Source organism: Eudoraea sp. (genome assembly GCF_049665975.1).
In the GTDB taxonomy this organism is placed as follows: Bacteria; Bacteroidota; Bacteroidia; order Flavobacteriales; family Flavobacteriaceae; genus Eudoraea.
Genome location: NZ_JBATGR010000361.1, coordinates 1 through 2,001 on the forward strand (window position 1 = coordinate 1; position 2,001 = coordinate 2,001).

The 2,001-nt window shown below is 35.4% G+C and carries 2 protein-coding genes; both read right to left on the reverse strand.

Going from position 1 to position 2,001, the window contains the following annotated elements:
• Positions 1-157 precede the first annotated feature (157 nt).
• Entirely contained in the window at positions 158-937 is a 780-nt protein-coding gene (locus tag WBN20_RS12280) for a carboxypeptidase-like regulatory domain-containing protein (RefSeq protein WP_424270870.1), read from the reverse strand.
• A gap of 74 nt (positions 938-1,011) precedes the next feature.
• Positions 1,012-2,001, reverse strand: a 990-nt coding sequence (locus WBN20_RS12285) for a helicase-related protein (RefSeq protein ID WP_424281896.1), incomplete at its 5' end; no start/stop codon positions are given.

Below are 2,001 nucleotides of genomic sequence, written 5' to 3' on the forward strand. Positions count from 1 at the left end.
CAATTGCAATAAGCAGTTTTTTCATGTTCATAGATTTTGCCTAAAGCTATAAAATGAATGCGGAATAAGAAAATTTATTTCAAGAGCCTTTAAATTGTTTCATAAGGCTATTCCTACATTGATTAAATATGCTGAAAATGGAGGCCTACCTCCTAATTTACTTTTTTCGGTTGAGCACTTTGAATTCTTCATAACAGCTGCTAATTGCGTCCAGTATTTGCAAATCATTGGCTGTTTTTATAAAGGAAGTTGAATAATTGCAATTAGAAAGGATATCATTAATATCAAATTCATCAATTTGCAATAATTCGGTAAGTGTTTCACGATCAAATTTAGAGGCAAGGAGATCTCTGATATCCTCATCATCTTTTATAAGTCTCAATTTTTTCATTTGGTTGGGTTGTTTTCCAAATAAATTTCGAAGTAGATCCGCTGGATTAAGGATGGAGCCTAATACCTTTGTTACCGCACTCGGATTTTTGCTTCCAGCCTCATAACTAGTGGGTAATCCAGAGATACTATATTGATATGATGTATTAATAGGTAGGTTTTTTATATCAATTTCAAGATAGCCTGTTAATTCGTATGGCTTAACCACTACTTCTTCCAAAGCATATGCAAGCTCTGTAAGTGCAATCTCGGTGTCTTTAAACTTAAACATATCATTCGTGACACGAATTTTTTGAGATTTAAAACCTAAATAGGAAAAGTAAAGCGTATCGTTAACAGAGGCTTTCATAGAAAATTCACCCTTGGAGTTGGTAATGGTACCTACAACCTTGTTCAGGTTTATAACATGTACACTTTCCAATGGGGTATTGGATTGTGCATTAATAACTACTGCCTGAAATTCTTCTTCTTTCTGCTCAGCTTCATTTTCCTGTGATATCCCGGCAAAGCCGATTAATGAAAACAAGCACAATAAATACTTCCTCATTTAGTGCAATACTAATTTATAATGCGAATAAAATAAAAATAGATGCCTTGGCACATTTTTTAATATACAATTAACTAATAGAAACCATCTCTTTTCTTACTTCGTCTATTTCCGGATGATGAACCCTGTTTGGATCCTGATCTTCTTGAACCACTTTTCGAAAAGCTGCCTTCTCCTTTTTTTCCACGACCTCTATCCCGGTCCCTGCTGTCTCTGCTCTTCCTTGGTCCTCTATCCCTTCTTCTACCACCACCACCTTCGGGGCTATTGGAGACTTCAACGTTTACAAATCGTCCTTTTATTTTAAAATCGGTAAATGTTTCTAAAATTTGATCCTTAAGAGCTGCTTCTGTATTGAAAAACGAAAAACTTTCTTTAACATCTACTTTAAATAAATCATCTTTACCTAATTGAAGCGTATCCTTCAAAAAGTCCTTTAAGGACATCCAGTCATACCCATCGCGTTCTCCTACGTTTATAAAATAACGAACAGAACCGTTGCTGGAAAAATCACTATTCCTGTCTTTCCTTTTTTCTCCGCGATCAGGTTCAGAGGAATTAAGATCCTTGGTTTTATTGTAATAATTAAAGAAACGGGTAAATTCTACTGAAACAATTTTCTGGATTAATTCATCCCTGTCAAGGCCTTCCAGTACGTCGTTGATAGCCGGTAAATAATTACTAACTTCTTCATTTATTTCTGTAGTCCGAATTTTATTGGCCAAATGATACAATTGAATCTCACAAATTTCAATTCCTGTAGGTATTTTTTTAGCTATGAATTTTTGCTGTATTTTTTTCTCTATAGCATGAATTTTTCTCAATTCACTTCTGGTGACTATCACCATTGAAATACCCGATTTACCTGCTCTTCCTGTACGCCCACTCCTATGAGTGTAGGTTTCTATTTCATCGGGCAGTTGATAATTAATTACATGGGTGATATCGTCTACATCTATTCCACGGGCCGCAACATCTGTGGCCACTAACATTTGAATTTGTTTTTTACGGAAAGAATTCATTACCAGGTCGCGCTGATTTTGGCTTAAATCGCCATGCAGTGC